The following is a 16,523-nucleotide window of genomic DNA, read 5'->3' as shown; positions in this document are numbered from 1 at the left end:
AAGTTGACACTACGTCGCGGTCCGAGACGCCTTCCGCGTCCGACCGGGGGACGATGGACGGCAGGGGCGGGATGGAGCGATGCCATGATGCGCCGGACGCTACGCCGGTCGGGCCGTGTAGGACAGCCCGAAATGCACTCCGCTAGCGTCCGGCCCCCGGGACGTAGGCATCGATGAGGGCACCGACATAATCGGGATTGCGGCTGGTCAGTTGCGGCGAGGGGCGGCCGCCGTAGATGAACCCCTCGACCGGATAGATGCTGCCGCCCAGGCCCTCGACATCGCGATACCAGACCTTCACCTCGCTCCAGTCGTTGTCGTCGGAGACGTCGTAGAGCGTCACATCCTGTTCGGCATGGCCGCGTTCACCGTTCTGGCGCGACCAATTGGCATGGGTGAGCATCAGCACGCGCCGTTCGACGACGCGGCTGACCACGGCGACATGGCCGAGCGGCAGGCGGCTGGTCTTGGCGAACACGACGACCGAACCGATCCGCGGCGTGTGGCCGCGATCGTACTTGCCCTTGGCCTGGCCCCACCAAGTCCATGCATCGCCATAGATCTGGATGCCGGAGGCTTCGCGCGCAAAGGGCACGCACTGGCCGACGTAATCCAGCAGGCCGGCAGAAGCGGCAAGGGGAGCGGCAATCAGCGTTGCCGCCAATGTTGCAGCGGCCAACATGCCGCATCTGGGAAGAAAGCCCCGCATTCCTTGGTTTTACCGGGGGAGCGGTGACCAGCGGATTGGCAATTACGGTTAATCGGACATGAAAACGGCAATTTCTTGCCGGTCGTTTCGATTGCGGAACGGATGATTTGGTTCCCAGCAGGCTGGAAATTTTTTGGGCTGGGGATGGGAGCGGTGGCGCGCTTCGTTAAAGGCGTTGCGGAACGCCGGGGCTGGGGGAGCGGCTTCGGGTTAAGGTCGCGTGTCTGGATCCCCGCCTGCGCGGGGATGACGCAAACGCGGGGATGACGGCAACCGCGAAGATGACGGTAGAGGGGGTGCGGGGGGTGACCGTCCTTCAGGGCGCCGTCACGAGGTGCCGCGGCACGCGCGTGGTGTGGGGCGATCCGTCGGCTAGCGCCGCTCGCGCTTTGCCATGAAGGCGAGGCGTTCGAACAGCATGATGTCCTGTTCGTTCTTCAGCAGCGCACCGTGGAGCGGCGGGATCGCCTTCGTCGGGTCGCGGTTCTGGAGGATGTCGAGCGGCATGTCCTCGTGGAGGAGCAGCTTGAGCCAGTCGAGGAGTTCGCTGGTGCTCGGCTTCTTCTTGAGGCCGGGGACGTCGCGGACGTCGTAGAAGATGTCCATCGCCTTGCTGACCAGGATCTTCTGGATGCCGGGGAAGTGGACGTCGATGATCGCCTGCATCGTGTCGCGATCGGGGAATTTGATGTAGTGGAAGAAGCAGCGGCGCAGGAACGCGTCGGGCAGCTCCTTTTCGTTGTTGCTGGTGATGACGACGATCGGGCGTTCGACCGCGCGCACCGTCTCCTTCGTCTCGTAGACGTGGAACTCCATGCGATCGAGTTCCTGCAACAAATCGTTGGGGAATTCGATGTCGGCCTTGTCGATCTCGTCGATCAGCAGCACGGGCGGCCTCGGCCGCGTGAACGCCTCCCACAATTTCCCGCGGCGGATGTAGTTGGCGATGTCGTGCACGCGCTCGTCGCCGAGCTGGCCGTCGCGCAGGCGGGCGACGGCGTCATATTCGTAAAGGCCCTGTTGCGCCTTGGTCGTCGATTTGACGTTCCATTCGATCAGCTCGGCACCGGTCGCCTTGGCGATCTCATAGGCTAGCACGGTCTTGCCGGTGCCGGGTTCGCCCTTGACCAGCAGCGGGCGGCGCAGCGTGACCGCGGCGTTGACCGCGACCTTCAGATCGTCGGTGGCGACATAGCTTTGCGTGCCTTCGAAGCGCTTCATGGCCGTTCCCGAATTGAATGTCGGGTACGTCGTTGGCCGATTGCCCGCGCCGGCGCAAGGTGCGGGTTGGGACGCGGGTGGGGTCAGGCCCCGCGGGCGCTGGCGCGTGCCTCGAGCAGGTCCCACAAGGCGCGATGCTGGGCGAGCAGCTGCTGCGCGCCGAAGCGGACGGCGCGTTCGGTGGCGGGCGTGCCGCCGAGCATGGTGACGCTGGATGCGGTTTCGGCGAGCGGCGGGAAGCTCGCCGGCACCGCCTCGACCCCGAAGCGGGTGGCGGCGTGGTCGAGCAGCAGGCGGATCGTCGCCCAATCCTGCACCAGCGCGGCGACCGCACCGGTGGCGCAGCCGCGCCGTTCCGATGTCGCCAGCATCTCGATCGCATGGTGGCTGGTGATGAGCGCGGCTTCGGTTTCCGCCTGACCCGGCGTCGAGGGCAGGGGGCCGGCGGCGGCGGCGAGTTGCGCGATATAGCTGCGTTCGGCGACGAAGGCGTCCGCGACCGCGCTCAGCCAGTCGCAGGCGTCGGGCTGCACGCAATGGGTGCGCGCCTCCGCGGCGAGGCCGGGATGGTCGCCGTGGACGGCGCACAGCGCGTGGATGGCATCCGACAGGTCGCGCGGCGGCGCGTCGGCCGAGATCAGGAAGGCGAGATGCGGGTGCGTTGCGCTGCCGTCGGCGGCGCCCAGCTGGGTAACGAGGTCCCAGGCGCCCGTGTGCCAGCCGATATGTGCCGTATCCAACATGTTACCCCGAAACCAGACGCGCGCCGCCTCGCCTATCCGGAGCGGCGCCGTCCTTGTCCTCCCACGACCTATACCGAACCGCGTAAAAACGCGGTTTATGGCGCGTTAACCCCCGCGCAATGCACCTTTACGTCGCCGGAACGTGGCCTAAGAACGACGGCACGATGAATGGAGCAAGGTAATGCGGAGATGGATCTTAGGCGTGGCGCTGGCGTCGGCGGGGAATCTGGCGATGGCCGGTGAGGCGATCGGCCAGCAGGCCGCGACGACGGCGGCCACCGCGACCGGCGACCTGACGCTGGCGCGGGTGTTCGGCAGCCCCGACCTGTCGGGATCGCAGCCGCGCGGCGTCAGGCTGTCGCCGGACGGCACGCTGCTGACCTTCCTGCGCGCGCGGGCCGATGAGAAGGAGCGCACCGACCTGTGGGCGCGCGACACGCGGACGGGCGCGGAGCGGATGCTGGTCGACAGCAAGAAGGTCGGCAGCGGCGCCGAGCTGACCGAGGCGGAGAAGATGCAGCGCGAGCGCGCGCGGATCAGCGGGTCGAAGGGCATCGTCGCCTATGACTTCGCGCCGGACGGCCGGTCGATCCTGGTGCCGCTGGACGGCGACCTGTATCTGGCGACGCTGGATGGCAAGGTGCGGCGGCTGACCGCGACGCCTGGCGGCGAGCTCAACCCCGTGGTGTCGCCGAAGGGCGGCTACGTCAGCTTCGTGCGCGACCAGAACCTGTATGCGCACCCGCTTGCCGGCGGTGAGGCGCGCGCGGTGACGCAGGGTGGCGGCGGCACGATCCACTTCGGCGAGGCGGAATTCGTCGCGCAGGAGGAAATGGATCGCCGCACCGGCTATTGGTGGTCGCCGGACGAACGGTACATTGCGGTGGAGAAGTTCGACGAGGCGCCGGTCCGCGTCTTCACGCGCGCGTCGATCGGCGCGGCGGGGACCAAGACGTACGAACAGCGCTATCCCGCCGCCGGTACGCCCAACGTACTTGTGGAGCTGTATGTGATGCGGCCCGACGGGTCGGGGCAGGTGAAGGTCGATCTGGGATCGAACCCCGACATCTATCTGGCGCGGGTCGATTGGACACCCGATGGCAAGACGCTGCTGGTGCAGCGGCAGAGCCGCGACCAGAAGACGCTCGACATGCTGCGCGTCGACCCCGAAACGGGGAAGGCGAGCGTGCTGTTCACCGAGCGATCGGGCGCGCGCAGCTGGCTAAACCTCAGCGACGATTACAAGCCGATGAAGGACGGCAGCCTGATCTGGCGGTCGGAGCGGGACGGTTATGGCCACCTGTATCGCTGGACGCCGGACGGCAAGTGGACGCAGCTGACCAAGGGCGCCTGGGTGGTTACCGGTCTGGTCGGCGTCGACGAGGGCGCCGCGGGATCGGGCGGCGGGCGGCTGTATTTCACCGGCACCAAGGACGACGTGCTCGAACAGCATGTCTATGCCGTCGATATCGCGCGGCCGAACGTCATCACGCGGCTGACCGAGCTTGGCTGGACCAATAGCGCGACGATGGATGCCGCGGCGACCCGCTTCATCGTGACGCGCTCGAACCCGAAGCAGCCGGCACAGGTGTACATGGCCGACACGAGCGGCAAGCGGATCGCGTGGATCAACGAGAATGCGATCCGGCCGGGGCATCCCTATTACCCGTATCTCGCCAGCCATCAGCCGACCAAGTTCGGGACGATCAAGGCCAAGGACGGCACGACCCTGTACTGGGAGATGATCACGCCGCCGCTGGTCGCGGGCAAGACCTATCCCGTCTTCTTCGAACATTACGGCGGGCCCGGCACCGGTCAGCAGGTGACGCATGGCTGGCAGGGCGCGTTGCCGCAGTTCCTGGTCGATCAGGGCTACATCTATTTCAAGATCGACAATCGCGGGTCGTACAATCGCGGCAAGGCGTTCGAGGACCAGATCTATCACGCGATGGGCACGGTCGAGGTGGAGGACCAGCTGTCGGGCGCCGAGTATCTGAAGACGCTGCCGTTCGTCGACGCAACGAAAATCGCGACCTATGGCTGGTCGTATGGCGGCTATATGTCGCTCAAGATGCTGGAGAAGACGCCGGGCGTCTATGCGGCCGCGGTGTCGGGTGCGCCGGTGACGGACTGGCAGCTGTACGACACGCATTATACCGAACGGTATCTGGGCGATCCGGCGAAGGACCCCAAGAGCTATGCCACGTCGGCGGCGGTCGAGGATGCAGCGAAGATCAAAGATCCGCTGCTGCTGATCCACGGCATGGCGGACGACAACGTGTTCCTCGACAATTCGACCAAGGTCGCGGCGCGGATGCAGGCGACCGCGACGCCGTTCGAGATGATGTTCTACCCCGGCTATACCCACCGCGTCGGCGGACCGGTGGCGCCGCACCTGTGGGGCACGATCCTGGAGTTCCTGGATCGCACCGTGAAGAACAAGCCGGCACAGTAATTCCCCCGATCGTCATTGCGGGCGCAGCGCAGCAATCCGGAGCCGTACAGCGGCGCCCTGGATCGCCGCGCCTGCCTCGCAATGACGACGTGGCGACGTGATTTCGTCATCGTCGCGAACTAAGGGCGCGCGATGCGCTTTCTGACCCTGTTCCACCTCTGGCCGTTCCTCGACACGCTGGTCAGCTACGTCACCGCCTTTGTCCTCGGCACCGCGATCGGGGCGGAGCGGCAATATCGCCAGCGTACCGCGGGTCTGCGGACCAACGCGCTGGTCGCGATCGGTGCGGCGGCGTTCGTGGACCTCGGCCAGCGGCTGGGCGGTGACGTCGAATCGATCCGTATCATCGCTTACGTGGTGTCGGGGATCGGCTTCCTCGGCGCCGGCGTCATCATGAAGGAGGGGATGAACGTCCGCGGTCTCAACACCGCGGCGACGCTCTGGTGCTCCGCGGCGGTGGGGTCGATCGCGGGGTCGGACATGGTGGCCGAAGCGGTGCTGCTGACGATCGTCGTGCTGGTCGCCAACACCGCGCTGAGGCCGCTGGTCGATGCGATCAACCGCATCCCCTTTGCCGGCAGCACGGTGGAAGCGACCTATAGCGTCACCATTACCGTGCCGACGCCCGCTGCCGGACCGATGGGCGACCTGCTCGTCGGGCATCTGGAGGCGGCGCAGCTGCCGGTCGCCGATCTCAACACGCAGAAGCGCGGCGAGGATCATGTCGCGCTGGTCGCGACGCTGGTCGGCACCAACGTGCCCGACACCGAACTCGACGCGCTGGTCGCGCACCTCGGCCGCGTCCACGGGATCGATCATGCGACCTGGCAGGTCAGCACGCACGATTAGGAAAGCCGATGGACCTGACGGCGCAACCGTATTAGTCGGCGCGGCGTACGAATGGAGACTGTGATGGGTTATCGGGTGGTGGTCGCGGGCGCGACGGGCAATGTCGGGCGCGAGATGGTCAACATCCTCGCCGAGCGCGAATTCCCCGCGGACGAGATCGCGGTGCTGGCGTCGAGCCGGAGCCAGGGCGAGACGATCGAATATGGCGACACCGGCAAGATGCTGAAGGTGCAGAACATCGAGCATTTCGATCCTTCGGGGTGGGACATGGCGCTGTTCGCGATCGGCAGCGAGGCGACCAAGGTCTATGCTCCCAAGTTCGCCGCAGCGGGCTGTACGGTGATCGACAATTCGTCGCTGTACCGGATGGACCCCGACGTGCCGCTGATCGTGCCGGAAGTGAATGCCGCGGCGATCGACGGCTACAAGGCCCGCAACATCATCGCCAATCCGAATTGTTCGACCGCGCAGATGGTGGTGGCGCTGAAGCCGCTCCACGACGTGGCCCGGATCAGGCGCGTGGTGGTGTCGACCTATCAATCCGTGTCCGGTGCGGGCAAGGTCGGCATGGACGAACTGTTCGAGCAGAGCCGCAACATATTCGTCGGCGATCCCGCCGAGGCCAAGAAGTTCACCAAGCAGATCGCGTTCAACGTGATCCCGCACATCGACAGCTTCCTGGACGACGGATCGACCAAGGAGGAATGGAAGATGGTGGTCGAGACCAAGAAGATCCTCGATCCCAAGATCAAGGTGACGGCGACCTGCGTGCGCGTGCCGGTGTTCGTCGGCCATTCGGAATCGATCAACATCGAATTCGAGGACGAGATTTCGGCCGAGGACGCCAAGCGCATCCTGCGCGAGGCGCCGGGGATCATGCTGATCGATAAGCACGAGGACGGCGGCTACATCACCCCGATCGAGGCCGCCGGCGACGATGCGACCTATATCAGCCGCGTCCGCGAGGACCCGACCGTGGAGAACGGCCTGAACATCTGGTGCGTCAGCGACAACCTTCGCAAGGGCGCCGCGCTCAACGCGGTGCAGATCGCGGAGCTGCTCGGCCGACGGCACCTGAAGAAGGACGGCTGAGCCGTCAGCCCGGGCGGCGGAGCGTGCGCGGCCCGGGCCTGTCCGCCGGCGTGACGTCCGCGGATCGCGCCGCGGTCTGCCGGGCGGCCGTCGGTGCGCTCGCCCGCGGCGGTGGCAGGTCGCAGACCATCTGCACGGGATTGTGGTCGCTGCAATCCACCGCCTTCACGCTCGGTTGGCCCGCGCGGAAATCGACCGCAGGGTTGCGCGGCGTCAGCACGACGAAATAGTCCAGTTCCCGCTTGTCCTTGCCGGCCCCGCCCTGCGTCTTTTGGCCGGTCCGCCAGATCGCCGCGGCGAAGGGCCAAAGCGTCGCGGTCCGCGTGATCGCCTGCGCAGCGAGGCTGGCCTGGAGCGAATCGGGTTCGATGTTGAAATCCGCCCCGATCACGATCAGCCGACATTTCGCATAATCGGGGTTCGTATTGAGCAGGGCGACGAGCGCGATGGTATCCGCTGCGGTGTCGTTGGCGGTCGTGTGCATGGAGATCAGCAGCGTGTCGCCGAGCATTGCGGCGGCGCAGGTGCGACCGGCCACGCCGCCGGTGACGAACGCTGCCTTGTCCTTCGTCACCAGCATGACCGGCGTCGCCGGCACAGGAACGAGCAACTGGCAGGTGCATCGTCCGGCAAATGAGCCGACCTGGTCTCCGGTGAAGGAGGAATAGCCGGCAAGCGCGACCGGCTCGGCTCCCGCCTCTTGCAGGAACAGGATGTTGGTCTTGGCCGGCATCGGCAGACCTTTGAGGATGTCCTGCTTCTCCTGGCGCTTCAGGCTGCCCTGCGAATTCCAAGTCGTCAGGCAATAGGCGCAGTTATTGATCGGGACGGTCGAGGCCATGCGTCATCTCCTGCTGCGATGCAGGGATCAGGACACAGGGCGCCGCGAACCGGTAGGCCAACCGCCTCCGAAACGGATCGAGGGTCAGACGCGGCGGTGCTTGCCGCCGTAATGCTGGCCGACATAGGTGCCGATCCGCGCCATTTCGCGGGCAGCGGCCTGGGTCGCTTCGGCGCAGCAGGGAAGGGGGTCGCGCTCCGCCTGGGCGGCGCGCATCGCGACCCGATCGGTCAATTCCTCGATATCGGCGCGGCTGAGCACGTTCTTCTCACGCAGCAGGCACAACAGACTCTGGAGGATCACCAGGCTTTCGTCGCCGGTTTTGCCATACAGACCTTCGGTCATCGTCGCTCTCCTTATATTTTGAAGAGAGAGTATGCCTTTTTTCCTCGGTTGGGAAGAGTGTGGCGAACGATGTCGCAAGGGCAAGTCCGCTACGGCGTGGTCGGTGGAGCGTGGCGGGACGCGGCCGGGGCGGGCACGCTGGCGCAGGCGGCCGGCACGAATGCCTCGGATCTGCGGTATGGCTGGCGCACGGCCGGGCGCGGGGCATGGCGGCGGGTGGGCGGTCGCGCTTCGACACGTCATGCCGTTCCGCCCGATCGTGCAGGCCGCCATGACGCGCGGGCGCTTGTGAAGGGTGGACATGCGCGGCCTTCGGACCCAATCGACGGTGACGACCTAACGCACCGCCAGCACATGGAACGAGACCCTTGGCCCATCTCCCGACCGACACGGATTATTTCACCAGCTTCGATGGCACCCGCATTGCCTGGCGCGAACTGGGCGCGGGGCGGCCGGTGGTGTTGATCCACGGCTATTTTTCCACGGCGGAGGTCAACTGGATCAAATACGGCCATGCCGCGGCGATCGCCGCGCGCGGGTTCAGGGTCATCATGCCCGACCTGCGCGGCCATGGAGCGAGCGATCGGCCGCACGATATCGCCGCCTATCCGCCCGATGCGCTGATGCGCGACGGCATGGCGCTGATCGCGCACCTCGGCCTGACCGACTACGACCTGGGCGGCTATTCGCTGGGCGGGCGGACGACGATGCGGATGCTGGTGAACGGCGCGACCCCCCGCCGGGCGATGCTGTCGGGTATGGGGCTGACCGGTATCTTGCAGACGTCCGGCCGGGGCGAGTATTTCCGCAACATCCTGACCAACCTCGGCAGCTTCGAGCGTGGCACCAACGAATGGATGACCGAGGCCTTTCTGAAGACGACGAAGGGCGATCCCGTCGCGCTGCTGAACGTGCTGGCGACGTTCGTCGACACGCCGCGGTCCGCGCTGGCGAACATCGACGTGCCGGTCGCGGTCATCACCGGGGCGGAGGATGACGACAACGGATCGGGCGCGGCGCTGGCCGATGCGCTGCCGAACGCCGTGTTCCGCGAGATACCGGGCGGGCATATGAGCGCGGTGGCGAAACCCGAGCTGGGGCAGGCGATCGCCGATTTCCTGAGTTCCTGACGCCTGCGTTCCGGACGATTGCCGCACGGCCGCTTGACCGGCGGGGGGTGAGGCGCGCATCCTGACGGCAACACGATGTTTGTCAGGGGTTTTTCGTCCATGCGTCTCGTTTCCACCGCCGCGCTCGCCGTGGCGCTCTTCGCCGCGCCCGTTGCCGCCCAGACCGCAGCAGCACCCGCCGCCAAGCCGACCGCCGCCGAAGCCGACGCCTATGTCGCCGGCGTCGAGAAGGAGGCGGCGGACCTGTCCGTCCCCGCCAACCAGACGGCCTGGGTCAATGCGACCTACATCACCGACGATACCGATGCGCTGGCCGCCAAGTCCGGCGCGGAACTGACCGAGAAGGCGGTGCAGTGGGCGAAGGGTGCAGCGCGGTTCAACGGGGTCGCCGGCGTGTCGGGCGATACCCGGCGCAAGCTGGACCTGCTGAAGAACGGCGTCGGCCTGCCCGCACCGACCACGCCGGGCGCGGCGACGGAACTGGCGACGCTGACCACGCGGATGTCGTCGTCCTATGGCAAGGGCAAGGGAACGCTGGACGGCAAGCCGATCAACGGATCGGATATCGAGGCGGCGATGGGGACGACGCGCGATCCCGCCAAGCTGCAGGAGATGTGGGTCAGCTGGAACGACAACGTCGGCGCGCCGATGCGCAAGGACTATACGCGCATGACCGCCATTTCGAACGCGGGCGCGAAGGAGCTGGGCTTTGGCGACGTCGGCGCGATGTGGCGTTCGGGCTACGACATGAGCCCGCAGCAGTTCGAGGCGCTGACCGACCAGATCTGGAAAGAGGTCGAGCCGCTGTACATGGCGCTGCACACCTATGTACGGTGGAAGCTGAACGAGAAATACGGCGATGCGGTGCAGGCGAAGACCGGCCCGATCCGCAGCGACCTGCTCGGCAACATGTGGGCGCAGGAATGGGGCAATATCTACGATATCGTCGCGCCCAAGGGGGCCGGTGACGTCGGCTACGATACCGGCGAGCTGCTGAAGGCCAAGGGGTACGACCCTGTGAAGATGGTCCGCCAGGGCGAGGCGTTCTATTCATCGCTGGGCTTCGCGCCGCTGCCCGAGACGTTCTGGCAGCGTTCGCAGATCGTCAAGCCGGCGGACCGCGAGGTGATCTGCCACGCATCGGCATGGGATATCGACAATGCCGACGACATCCGCATCAAGATGTGCACCAAGGTGAACGGCGACGATTTCGTCACCATCCATCACGAGCTTGGCCACAATTACTATCAGCGCGCGTACAAGAACCAGCTGTTCCTGTACAAGAACGGCGCCAACGACGGATTCCACGAGGCGATCGGCGATACCGTCGCGCTGTCGATCACGCCGGATTATCTGGTGAAGATCGGGCTGCTCGCGCCGGCGCAGGTGCCGGCCCCCGACAAGGACATCGGGCTGCTGCTGCGCCAGGCGATGGACAAGGTGGCGTTCCTGCCGTTCGGCCTGCTGGTCGACAAATGGCGGTGGGACGTGTTTTCGGGCAAGATCGGGACCGGCGACTATCAGAAGGGCTGGGACGCGTTGCGCCTGAAGTACCAGGGCATCAAGCCGCCGGTGGCGCGCGACGAGACCAAGTTCGACGCGGGCGCCAAGTATCACATTCCCGCGACGGTGCCGTACACGCGCTATTTCCTGGCGCGGGTGCTGCAGTTCCAGTTCTACAAGGCGGCGTGCGATCAGGCGGGCTGGAAGGGGCCGCTGCATCGCTGTTCGTTCTATGACAACAAGGCGGTAGGGCAGAAGCTCGACGCGATGCTGAGCATGGGCCAGTCGAAGCCGTGGCCGGATGCGTTGCAGGTGATGACCGGATCGCGGCAGATGTCGGGCAAGGCGCTGGTCGACTATTTCGCGCCGCTGAAGACGTGGCTGGACCAGCAGAACAAGGGCAAGCCGACCGGCTGGTGACGGCACGCCGTCCGTCCTGCCGGCAGCAGGCGTGAGCGCGATGCCGTCCGGGGGATACGACCGGTAGGACGCATGCCCCGAACCCCCTCCCCGGCGGGGAGAAGGACTGGCGGGATCAGATCTTGTCGGGGATCGTGTTTTCGTCGGCGATACCCGCCTGGAACGACTTGGACGCATCCTTGCCGTCCGGCGTGTGCGCTTTCTTGCCGCCGTCCTTGGGCGTGCTGCTGCGCAGCGTCAGCAGCGCCGCTGCGGCGGCGGCGCCGACCGCGGCGACACCGGCACCGACGGCGGCGATGCCCCATTTGCTGGTGCCGGCATCGGCCGCGCCCTTTTTCGGACCGGGCTTCTTGCCGGTGGTGGCGCGGGGCGTCGCACGCTTGGTGGAGCGGGGCTTTACCGCCTTGGCCGCCGATGCGACCGCGCCTTCGGCCTTCGCCGCCGCCGATTTGGCGCGACGCGTCGTCTTTGCCGCGACGTCGGTGACGGCCGATTCCACCGTCTCGACCACCGATGGTTCCGCCTTCGCGCGCGGCGTGCGGGGCTTGGCCGTGCTCGCCTTCGCCGGGGTGCTGCGCGTCGTGCTGGTCTTGCGCGGCGCGCGGCGACGCGGGGTGGCGGGCGTGTCGGTCTTCGGCGAATCGGTGGTGTCGTCGGCCATGGGCTGCACTCCCTGATGTAATTCGGACTGAATTGGTTCGGGAGCGTAACGCATTAGCCGCGGTTCGGCTCCGCGATCACCGGAATGGCGGTTCGTCGAAGGCGCGCAGCTTGCGGCTGTGCAGCTTCTCACCTTCCAGCCGCAGCTGTTCGCAGGTTTCGATACCGATCCGCATATGCTCGCTGATCGCGCGTTCGTAGAAGCGGTTGGCCTGTCCGGGCAGCTTCAGTTCGCCGTGGAGCGGCTTGTCGGAGACGCACAACAGCGTGCCATAGGGGACCCGGAAGCGATATCCCTGCGCGGCGATGGTCGCCGATTCCATGTCGATGCCGACCGCGCGCGACAGCGAAAAACGCAGCGCCGAGGCGGAATAGCGCAATTCCCAGTTGCGATCATCGGTGGTGACGATCGTGCCGGTGCGCAGGCGCCGCTTCAGTTCTTCGCCCGACTGGCCGCTGACGATCTCCGACGCGCGGGCGAGCGCCTGCTGCACCTCGGCGATCGCGGGGACTGGAATTTCGGGGGGCAGCACGTCATCGAGCACATGGTCGTCGCGCAGATAGGCGTGGGCGAGGACATAGTCGCCGATGCGCTGGCTGGGGCGCAGGCCGCCGCAATGGCCGATCATCAGCCACGCCTCGGGCCGCATGACCGCCAGGTGGTCGCAGATCGTCTTGGCATTGGACGGGCCGACGCCGATGTTGACCAGGGTGATGCCGGTGCGATCGTCCGCCATCAGGTGATAGGCGGGCATCTGGTGCCGACGCCACGCGCTGTCGTTGACCAGTTTGTCGACGTCGCCGGGATTGTCGATGACGATGTTGCCGGCGCCGGACAGCGCGGTGAAGCGGCTTTCCGGGCCGAGTTGCGATGCGCCCCAGCGGACGAATTCGTCGACGTAGCGGTGGTAGTTGGTGAACAGCACGAAGCGCTGCGTGTGTTCCGACGGCGTCCCCATATAGTGGCGCAGGCGGGCGAGGCTGAAGTCGGTGCGCAGCGCGTCGAACAGCGCGAGCGGGCGGCTGCCGCCGTCCGATATCCACAGGCCGTCGGCGATCTCGTCGCCGATGTGCGCCAGTTCGGTGGCCGGGAAATGGCGGGCGAGTTCGGTCGCCGACACGGTGTCGAGGCTGAGGGCGTGGCCGGGGTCGAGGACGTAGGGGAAGGGGATTTCCTGCCGTCCCGCGACCGCTTCGACCGTGACGTCGTAATCCTCGATCAGCAGGGTCAGCTGTTCGGTCAGATAGTCGGCGAACAGCGCCGGCTTGGTGACGCTGATCGTATAGTCGCCGGGCGAGACGAGGCGGCCGAACGAGCGCAGCGGCGCCGGACGATCGCCGACGCTGGCGTAGCGCAGGCGGATGACGGGATAGGCGAACGAGCCGTCGATGCGGCTTTGCGGCGAGGGCGGCGTGCCATCGGTGAGATAGGCGTTGAGCGCGGTCTGCAAGCGGTCGACCGAAGCACGATAGAGGCGGTCGAGGTCGGCGACGATCTGGGATGCGGTTGTCATTGCGGATTGTTACGCAATGGGCGTGACGGTGGCAAGACGGGGGGCGTCGGTGCCTATACCGCGAAGCGAAATGCTCCCCTCCCTGGAAGGGAGGGGTCGGGGGTGGGTTGGTGCATGGGGCACCGCTGATGCTTCCTCGCGGGCCCACCCACCCCCAGCCCCTCCCTTCCAGGGAGGGGAGAAGGCATGCATCGACCGTGCGCGGGCGATGGGAACGGGTTACAGCTCGCCGAGAAGGTATTCGGCGCTGCTGACCTTGAACTCGCCCGGCTCTTCGACGTGGAGCTGCTTCACGACGCCGTCCTCGACCAGCATCGTGTAGCGCTGGCTGCGCTTGCCCATGCCGAACTTGCTGCCGTCCATGGTCAGGCCGATCGCCTCGGCGAAATCGCCGTTGCCGTCCGCCAGCATGGTGATGCCGTCGGCATCGGAGGACTTGCCCCAGGCGGCCATGACGAAGGCGTCGTTGACCGAGGTGCAGGCGATCTCGTCGACGCCCTTCGCGTTCAGCTCTTCGCGCTTTTCCACGAAGCCGGGCAGATGCTTGGCCGAACAGGTCGGGGTGAAGGCGCCGGGAACGGCGAACAGCGCGACGGTGCGGCCGGCGAAGAACGAATCGGTGGCGACCTGGTCCGGGCCGTCGGGCGTGACCTTGACGAGGGTGGCGCTGGGCAGTTTGTCGCCGACGGTGATCGTCATCGCATGTATCTCCGCAAAAGGGGGGCAGGGCCGCCGGACGGCGGTGCGCCCCACAGGTCGGGCGGAATGGGACCAATTTCAAGCATGGCGCACGGCCGCGACGCGCTTATGTTCGTCGGCGATGCAAACGCCAGTCTACCTTTCCGGCCAGTTCCTGCTCGCGATGCCGGGCATGATCGATCCCCGCTTCGATCATGCGGTGATCGCGATGTGCGCCCATGACGAGGACGGCGCGCTGGGGATCGGCGTGGGGGCGACGATCGACGGACTGGGCCTGCACGACCTGCTCGACCAGTTCGAGATACCGCATGGCGTCGCCCCCGACGCGCCGGTGCATTTCGGCGGCCCGGTGGAGCCACGGCGCGGGTTCGTGGTGCATTCCGGCGATTGGGGCGGGCAGGACACGATCGACGTCGCCGGACGCTGGTCGCTGTCGAGCACGCTCGACGTGCTGCGCGCCATCGCCGAGGGCAGCGGGCCGACGCGGTGGCTCGTCGCGCTCGGCTATGCCGGATGGGGGGCGGGACAGCTGGACGGCGAGCTGTCGCGGCCGGGATGGTTCCATGTCGAGGGCGATGCGGGCCTGCTGTTCGATCACCCCGCCGCGGCGCGCTGGGCGAGCGCGTTCGGCAGCGCCGGGATCGATCCACGCCTGCTCGCGCCGACCACGGGCAATGCCTGACGACATATAAAGATATCTTTATATTTGATCCGGCGCGGCAGGGCGGGTAAGGGCGCGGCATCCATCTCTCTTCAGGAGCATGACACGTGGCTACTGCGCTCGCGCCAAATGCCAAAACTGGCGAACATACCGATTACGTCATCAAGGACATCGCGCTCGCCGACTTCGGTCGCGCCGAAATCCGCATCGCCGAGACCGAAATGCCGGGCCTGATGGCGCTGCGCAGCGAGTTCGGTGCGTCGCAGCCGCTGAAGGGCGCACGCATCACCGGTTCGCTGCACATGACGATCCAGACCGCGGTGCTGATCGAGACGCTGACCGCATTGGGCGCCGACGTCCGCTGGGCAACGTGCAACATCTTCTCGACGCAGGACCATGCCGCCGCCGCAATCGCCGCGACCGGTGTGCCGGTGTTCGCGGTGAAGGGCGAGAGCCTAGCCGACTACTGGGATTATGTCGGCGACATTTTCACCTGGGACGCGGATGTCGACGGCCAGACCGCCAACATCATCCTCGACGACGGCGGCGATGCCACCATGTTCGCGCTGTGGGGCGCCAAGCTGGAAGCCGGCCACACGCTCGGCGAGCCGGAGAATGAAGAAGAGATCGAGTTCCAGCGTGCGCTGAAGGCGTTCATCGCCAAGAAGCCGGGTTACCTGACTGAGACGGTCAAGAACCTGAAGGGCGTTTCGGAAGAGACGACCACCGGCGTGCACCGCCTGTATGAGATTGCGAAGAAGGGCGAACTGCCTTTCCCGGCGATCAACGTCAACGACAGCGTCACCAAGTCGAAGTTCGACAACCTCTACGGCTGCAAGGAATCGCTGGTCGACGCGATCCGTCGCGCCACCGACGTGATGCTCGCCGGCAAGGTCGCCTGCGTCGCCGGCTTCGGTGACGTCGGCAAGGGTTCGGCGCAGTCGCTGCGCAACGGCGGCGCCCGCGTGATGGTGACCGAAGTCGATCCGATCTGCGCGTTGCAGGCCGCGATGGAAGGGTTCGAGGTCGTGACGATGGACGAGGCGGTGACCCGCGCCGACATCTTCTGCACCGCGACCGGCAACGCCGACGTCATCACCGCCGATCACATGAAGGCGATGAAGCCGATGTCGATCGTCTGCAATATCGGCCATTTCGACAGTGAGATCCAGATCGCCGCGCTGTCGAACTACAAGTGGACCGAGGTGAAGCCGGGCACCGACCTGGTCGAATTCCCGGACGGCAAGCAGATCATCGTGCTGGCCAAGGGCCGCCTGGTGAACCTGGGCTGCGCGACCGGCCACCCGTCGTTCGTGATGTCGGCCTCGTTCACCAACCAGACGCTCGCACAGATCGAGCTGTGGACGGCCGGCGAGAAGTACAAGAACGAAGTGTACGTCCTGCCCAAGCACCTCGATGAAAAGGTCGCGGCGCTGCACCTCGAAAAGCTGGGCGTGCATCTGTCGAAGCTGACGGCGAAGCAGGCCGGCTACATCGGCGTGCCGCTCGAAGGACCGTTCAAGCCGGATCACTACCGCTACTGATCGGACGCGATCGGTTTTGTAAGAAAAGGGAGGGCGGTGCCGCAGGGTGCCGCCCTTTTTCCGTCCGACGTCCTCGTCCCGTGGCGGGGAGGACGCTGGCCGGATCAACGACATTGCCGCTGCGGCCTGTTCCGTTC

At 66.3% G+C, this 16,523-nt stretch carries 15 protein-coding genes; 7 read left to right on the top strand and 8 right to left on the bottom strand.

Annotation, left to right across the window (positions count from 1 at the left end; genetic code table 11):
• Nucleotides 1–142: 142 nt before the first annotated feature.
• From GTH33_RS14715 to GTH33_RS14705, 3 genes are all read right to left on the bottom strand, one after another.
• Nucleotides 143–709: a CHAP domain-containing protein gene (locus GTH33_RS14715; RefSeq protein ID WP_163959039.1), complete on the bottom strand. Its 567-nt coding sequence runs from the start codon at nucleotides 707–709 to the stop codon at nucleotides 143–145.
• 372 nt (nucleotides 710–1,081) lie between these two features.
• Nucleotides 1,082–1,930, bottom strand: coding sequence for an AAA family ATPase (locus tag GTH33_RS14710; RefSeq protein WP_163959038.1), 849 nt, complete (start codon nucleotides 1,928–1,930; stop codon nucleotides 1,082–1,084).
• A gap of 83 nt (nucleotides 1,931–2,013) precedes the next feature.
• Nucleotides 2,014–2,673, bottom strand: a complete 660-nt coding sequence (locus GTH33_RS14705; RefSeq protein ID WP_163959037.1) for a DUF6975 family protein — start codon at nucleotides 2,671–2,673, stop codon at nucleotides 2,014–2,016.
• Between the two features lie 181 nt (nucleotides 2,674–2,854).
• Between GTH33_RS14705 and GTH33_RS14700 the strand changes: the two genes are divergently transcribed.
• The 3 genes from GTH33_RS14700 to GTH33_RS14690 all read left to right on the top strand — a co-directional run bounded on the left by GTH33_RS14700 (nucleotide 2,855) and on the right by GTH33_RS14690 (nucleotide 7,069).
• The gene (locus GTH33_RS14700; protein WP_163959036.1) at nucleotides 2,855–5,128 is read left to right on the top strand and encodes a S9 family peptidase; all 2,274 of its coding nucleotides are present in this window, start codon (nucleotides 2,855–2,857) and stop codon (nucleotides 5,126–5,128) included.
• A gap of 132 nt (nucleotides 5,129–5,260) precedes the next feature.
• Complete coding sequence (locus tag GTH33_RS14695; protein WP_163959035.1) at nucleotides 5,261–5,977, top strand: MgtC/SapB family protein; 717 nt, start codon at nucleotides 5,261–5,263, stop codon at nucleotides 5,975–5,977.
• Between the two features lie 63 nt (nucleotides 5,978–6,040).
• Nucleotides 6,041–7,069, top strand: coding sequence for an aspartate-semialdehyde dehydrogenase (locus tag GTH33_RS14690; protein WP_163959034.1), 1,029 nt, complete (start codon nucleotides 6,041–6,043; stop codon nucleotides 7,067–7,069).
• Between the two features lie 4 nt (nucleotides 7,070–7,073).
• On the opposite strand, the gene GTH33_RS14685 is transcribed toward GTH33_RS14690, so the two are convergent.
• The gene (locus tag GTH33_RS14685) at nucleotides 7,074–7,910 is read right to left on the bottom strand and encodes an endonuclease/exonuclease/phosphatase family protein (protein WP_163959033.1); all 837 of its coding nucleotides are present in this window, start codon (nucleotides 7,908–7,910) and stop codon (nucleotides 7,074–7,076) included.
• A gap of 84 nt (nucleotides 7,911–7,994) precedes the next feature.
• Nucleotides 7,995–8,255 (bottom strand): hypothetical protein, encoded by a 261-nt coding sequence (locus GTH33_RS14680; protein WP_163959032.1) that lies wholly within the window; start codon nucleotides 8,253–8,255, stop codon nucleotides 7,995–7,997.
• A 368-nt stretch (nucleotides 8,256–8,623) separates the two neighbouring features.
• Here GTH33_RS14680 and GTH33_RS14675 point away from each other — a divergent pair, with 368 nt between their 5' ends.
• Together GTH33_RS14675 and GTH33_RS14670 are read left to right on the top strand one after the other, a co-directional pair.
• Nucleotides 8,624–9,385, top strand: a complete 762-nt coding sequence (locus GTH33_RS14675) for an alpha/beta fold hydrolase (RefSeq protein ID WP_163959031.1) — start codon at nucleotides 8,624–8,626, stop codon at nucleotides 9,383–9,385.
• A gap of 99 nt (nucleotides 9,386–9,484) precedes the next feature.
• Nucleotides 9,485–11,308: a M2 family metallopeptidase gene (locus tag GTH33_RS14670; RefSeq protein ID WP_163959030.1), complete on the top strand. Its 1,824-nt coding sequence runs from the start codon at nucleotides 9,485–9,487 to the stop codon at nucleotides 11,306–11,308.
• 115 nt (nucleotides 11,309–11,423) lie between these two features.
• Here GTH33_RS14670 and GTH33_RS14665 read toward each other — a convergent pair whose 3' ends face one another.
• From GTH33_RS14665 to GTH33_RS14655, 3 genes are all read right to left on the bottom strand, one after another.
• Nucleotides 11,424–11,969 carry a hypothetical protein gene (locus GTH33_RS14665; RefSeq protein WP_163959029.1) on the bottom strand — a complete coding sequence of 182 codons (546 nt, stop codon included), beginning with the start codon at nucleotides 11,967–11,969 and terminating at the stop codon, nucleotides 11,424–11,426.
• Nucleotides 11,970–12,045: 76 nt separating this feature from the next.
• Nucleotides 12,046–13,482, bottom strand: a complete 1,437-nt coding sequence (locus GTH33_RS14660) for an AMP nucleosidase (protein WP_163959028.1) — start codon at nucleotides 13,480–13,482, stop codon at nucleotides 12,046–12,048.
• A 219-nt stretch (nucleotides 13,483–13,701) separates the two neighbouring features.
• The gene (locus GTH33_RS14655; protein ID WP_163959027.1) at nucleotides 13,702–14,181 is read right to left on the bottom strand and encodes a peroxiredoxin; all 480 of its coding nucleotides are present in this window, start codon (nucleotides 14,179–14,181) and stop codon (nucleotides 13,702–13,704) included.
• A gap of 121 nt (nucleotides 14,182–14,302) precedes the next feature.
• Between GTH33_RS14655 and GTH33_RS14650 the strand changes: the two genes are divergently transcribed.
• Together GTH33_RS14650 and ahcY are read left to right on the top strand one after the other, a co-directional pair.
• Nucleotides 14,303–14,863, top strand: coding sequence for a YqgE/AlgH family protein (locus GTH33_RS14650; RefSeq protein ID WP_163959026.1), 561 nt, complete (start codon nucleotides 14,303–14,305; stop codon nucleotides 14,861–14,863).
• An 86-nt stretch (nucleotides 14,864–14,949) separates the two neighbouring features.
• Nucleotides 14,950–16,386: an adenosylhomocysteinase gene (gene ahcY, locus GTH33_RS14645; protein WP_163959025.1), complete on the top strand. Its 1,437-nt coding sequence runs from the start codon at nucleotides 14,950–14,952 to the stop codon at nucleotides 16,384–16,386.
• Nucleotides 16,387–16,523 lie beyond the last annotated feature (137 nt).

Source organism: Sphingomonas insulae, assembly GCF_010450875.1.
GTDB classification, from domain to species: domain Bacteria; phylum Pseudomonadota; class Alphaproteobacteria; order Sphingomonadales; family Sphingomonadaceae; genus Sphingomonas; species Sphingomonas insulae.
This window is presented reverse-complemented; position numbering and strand designations above follow the sequence as displayed.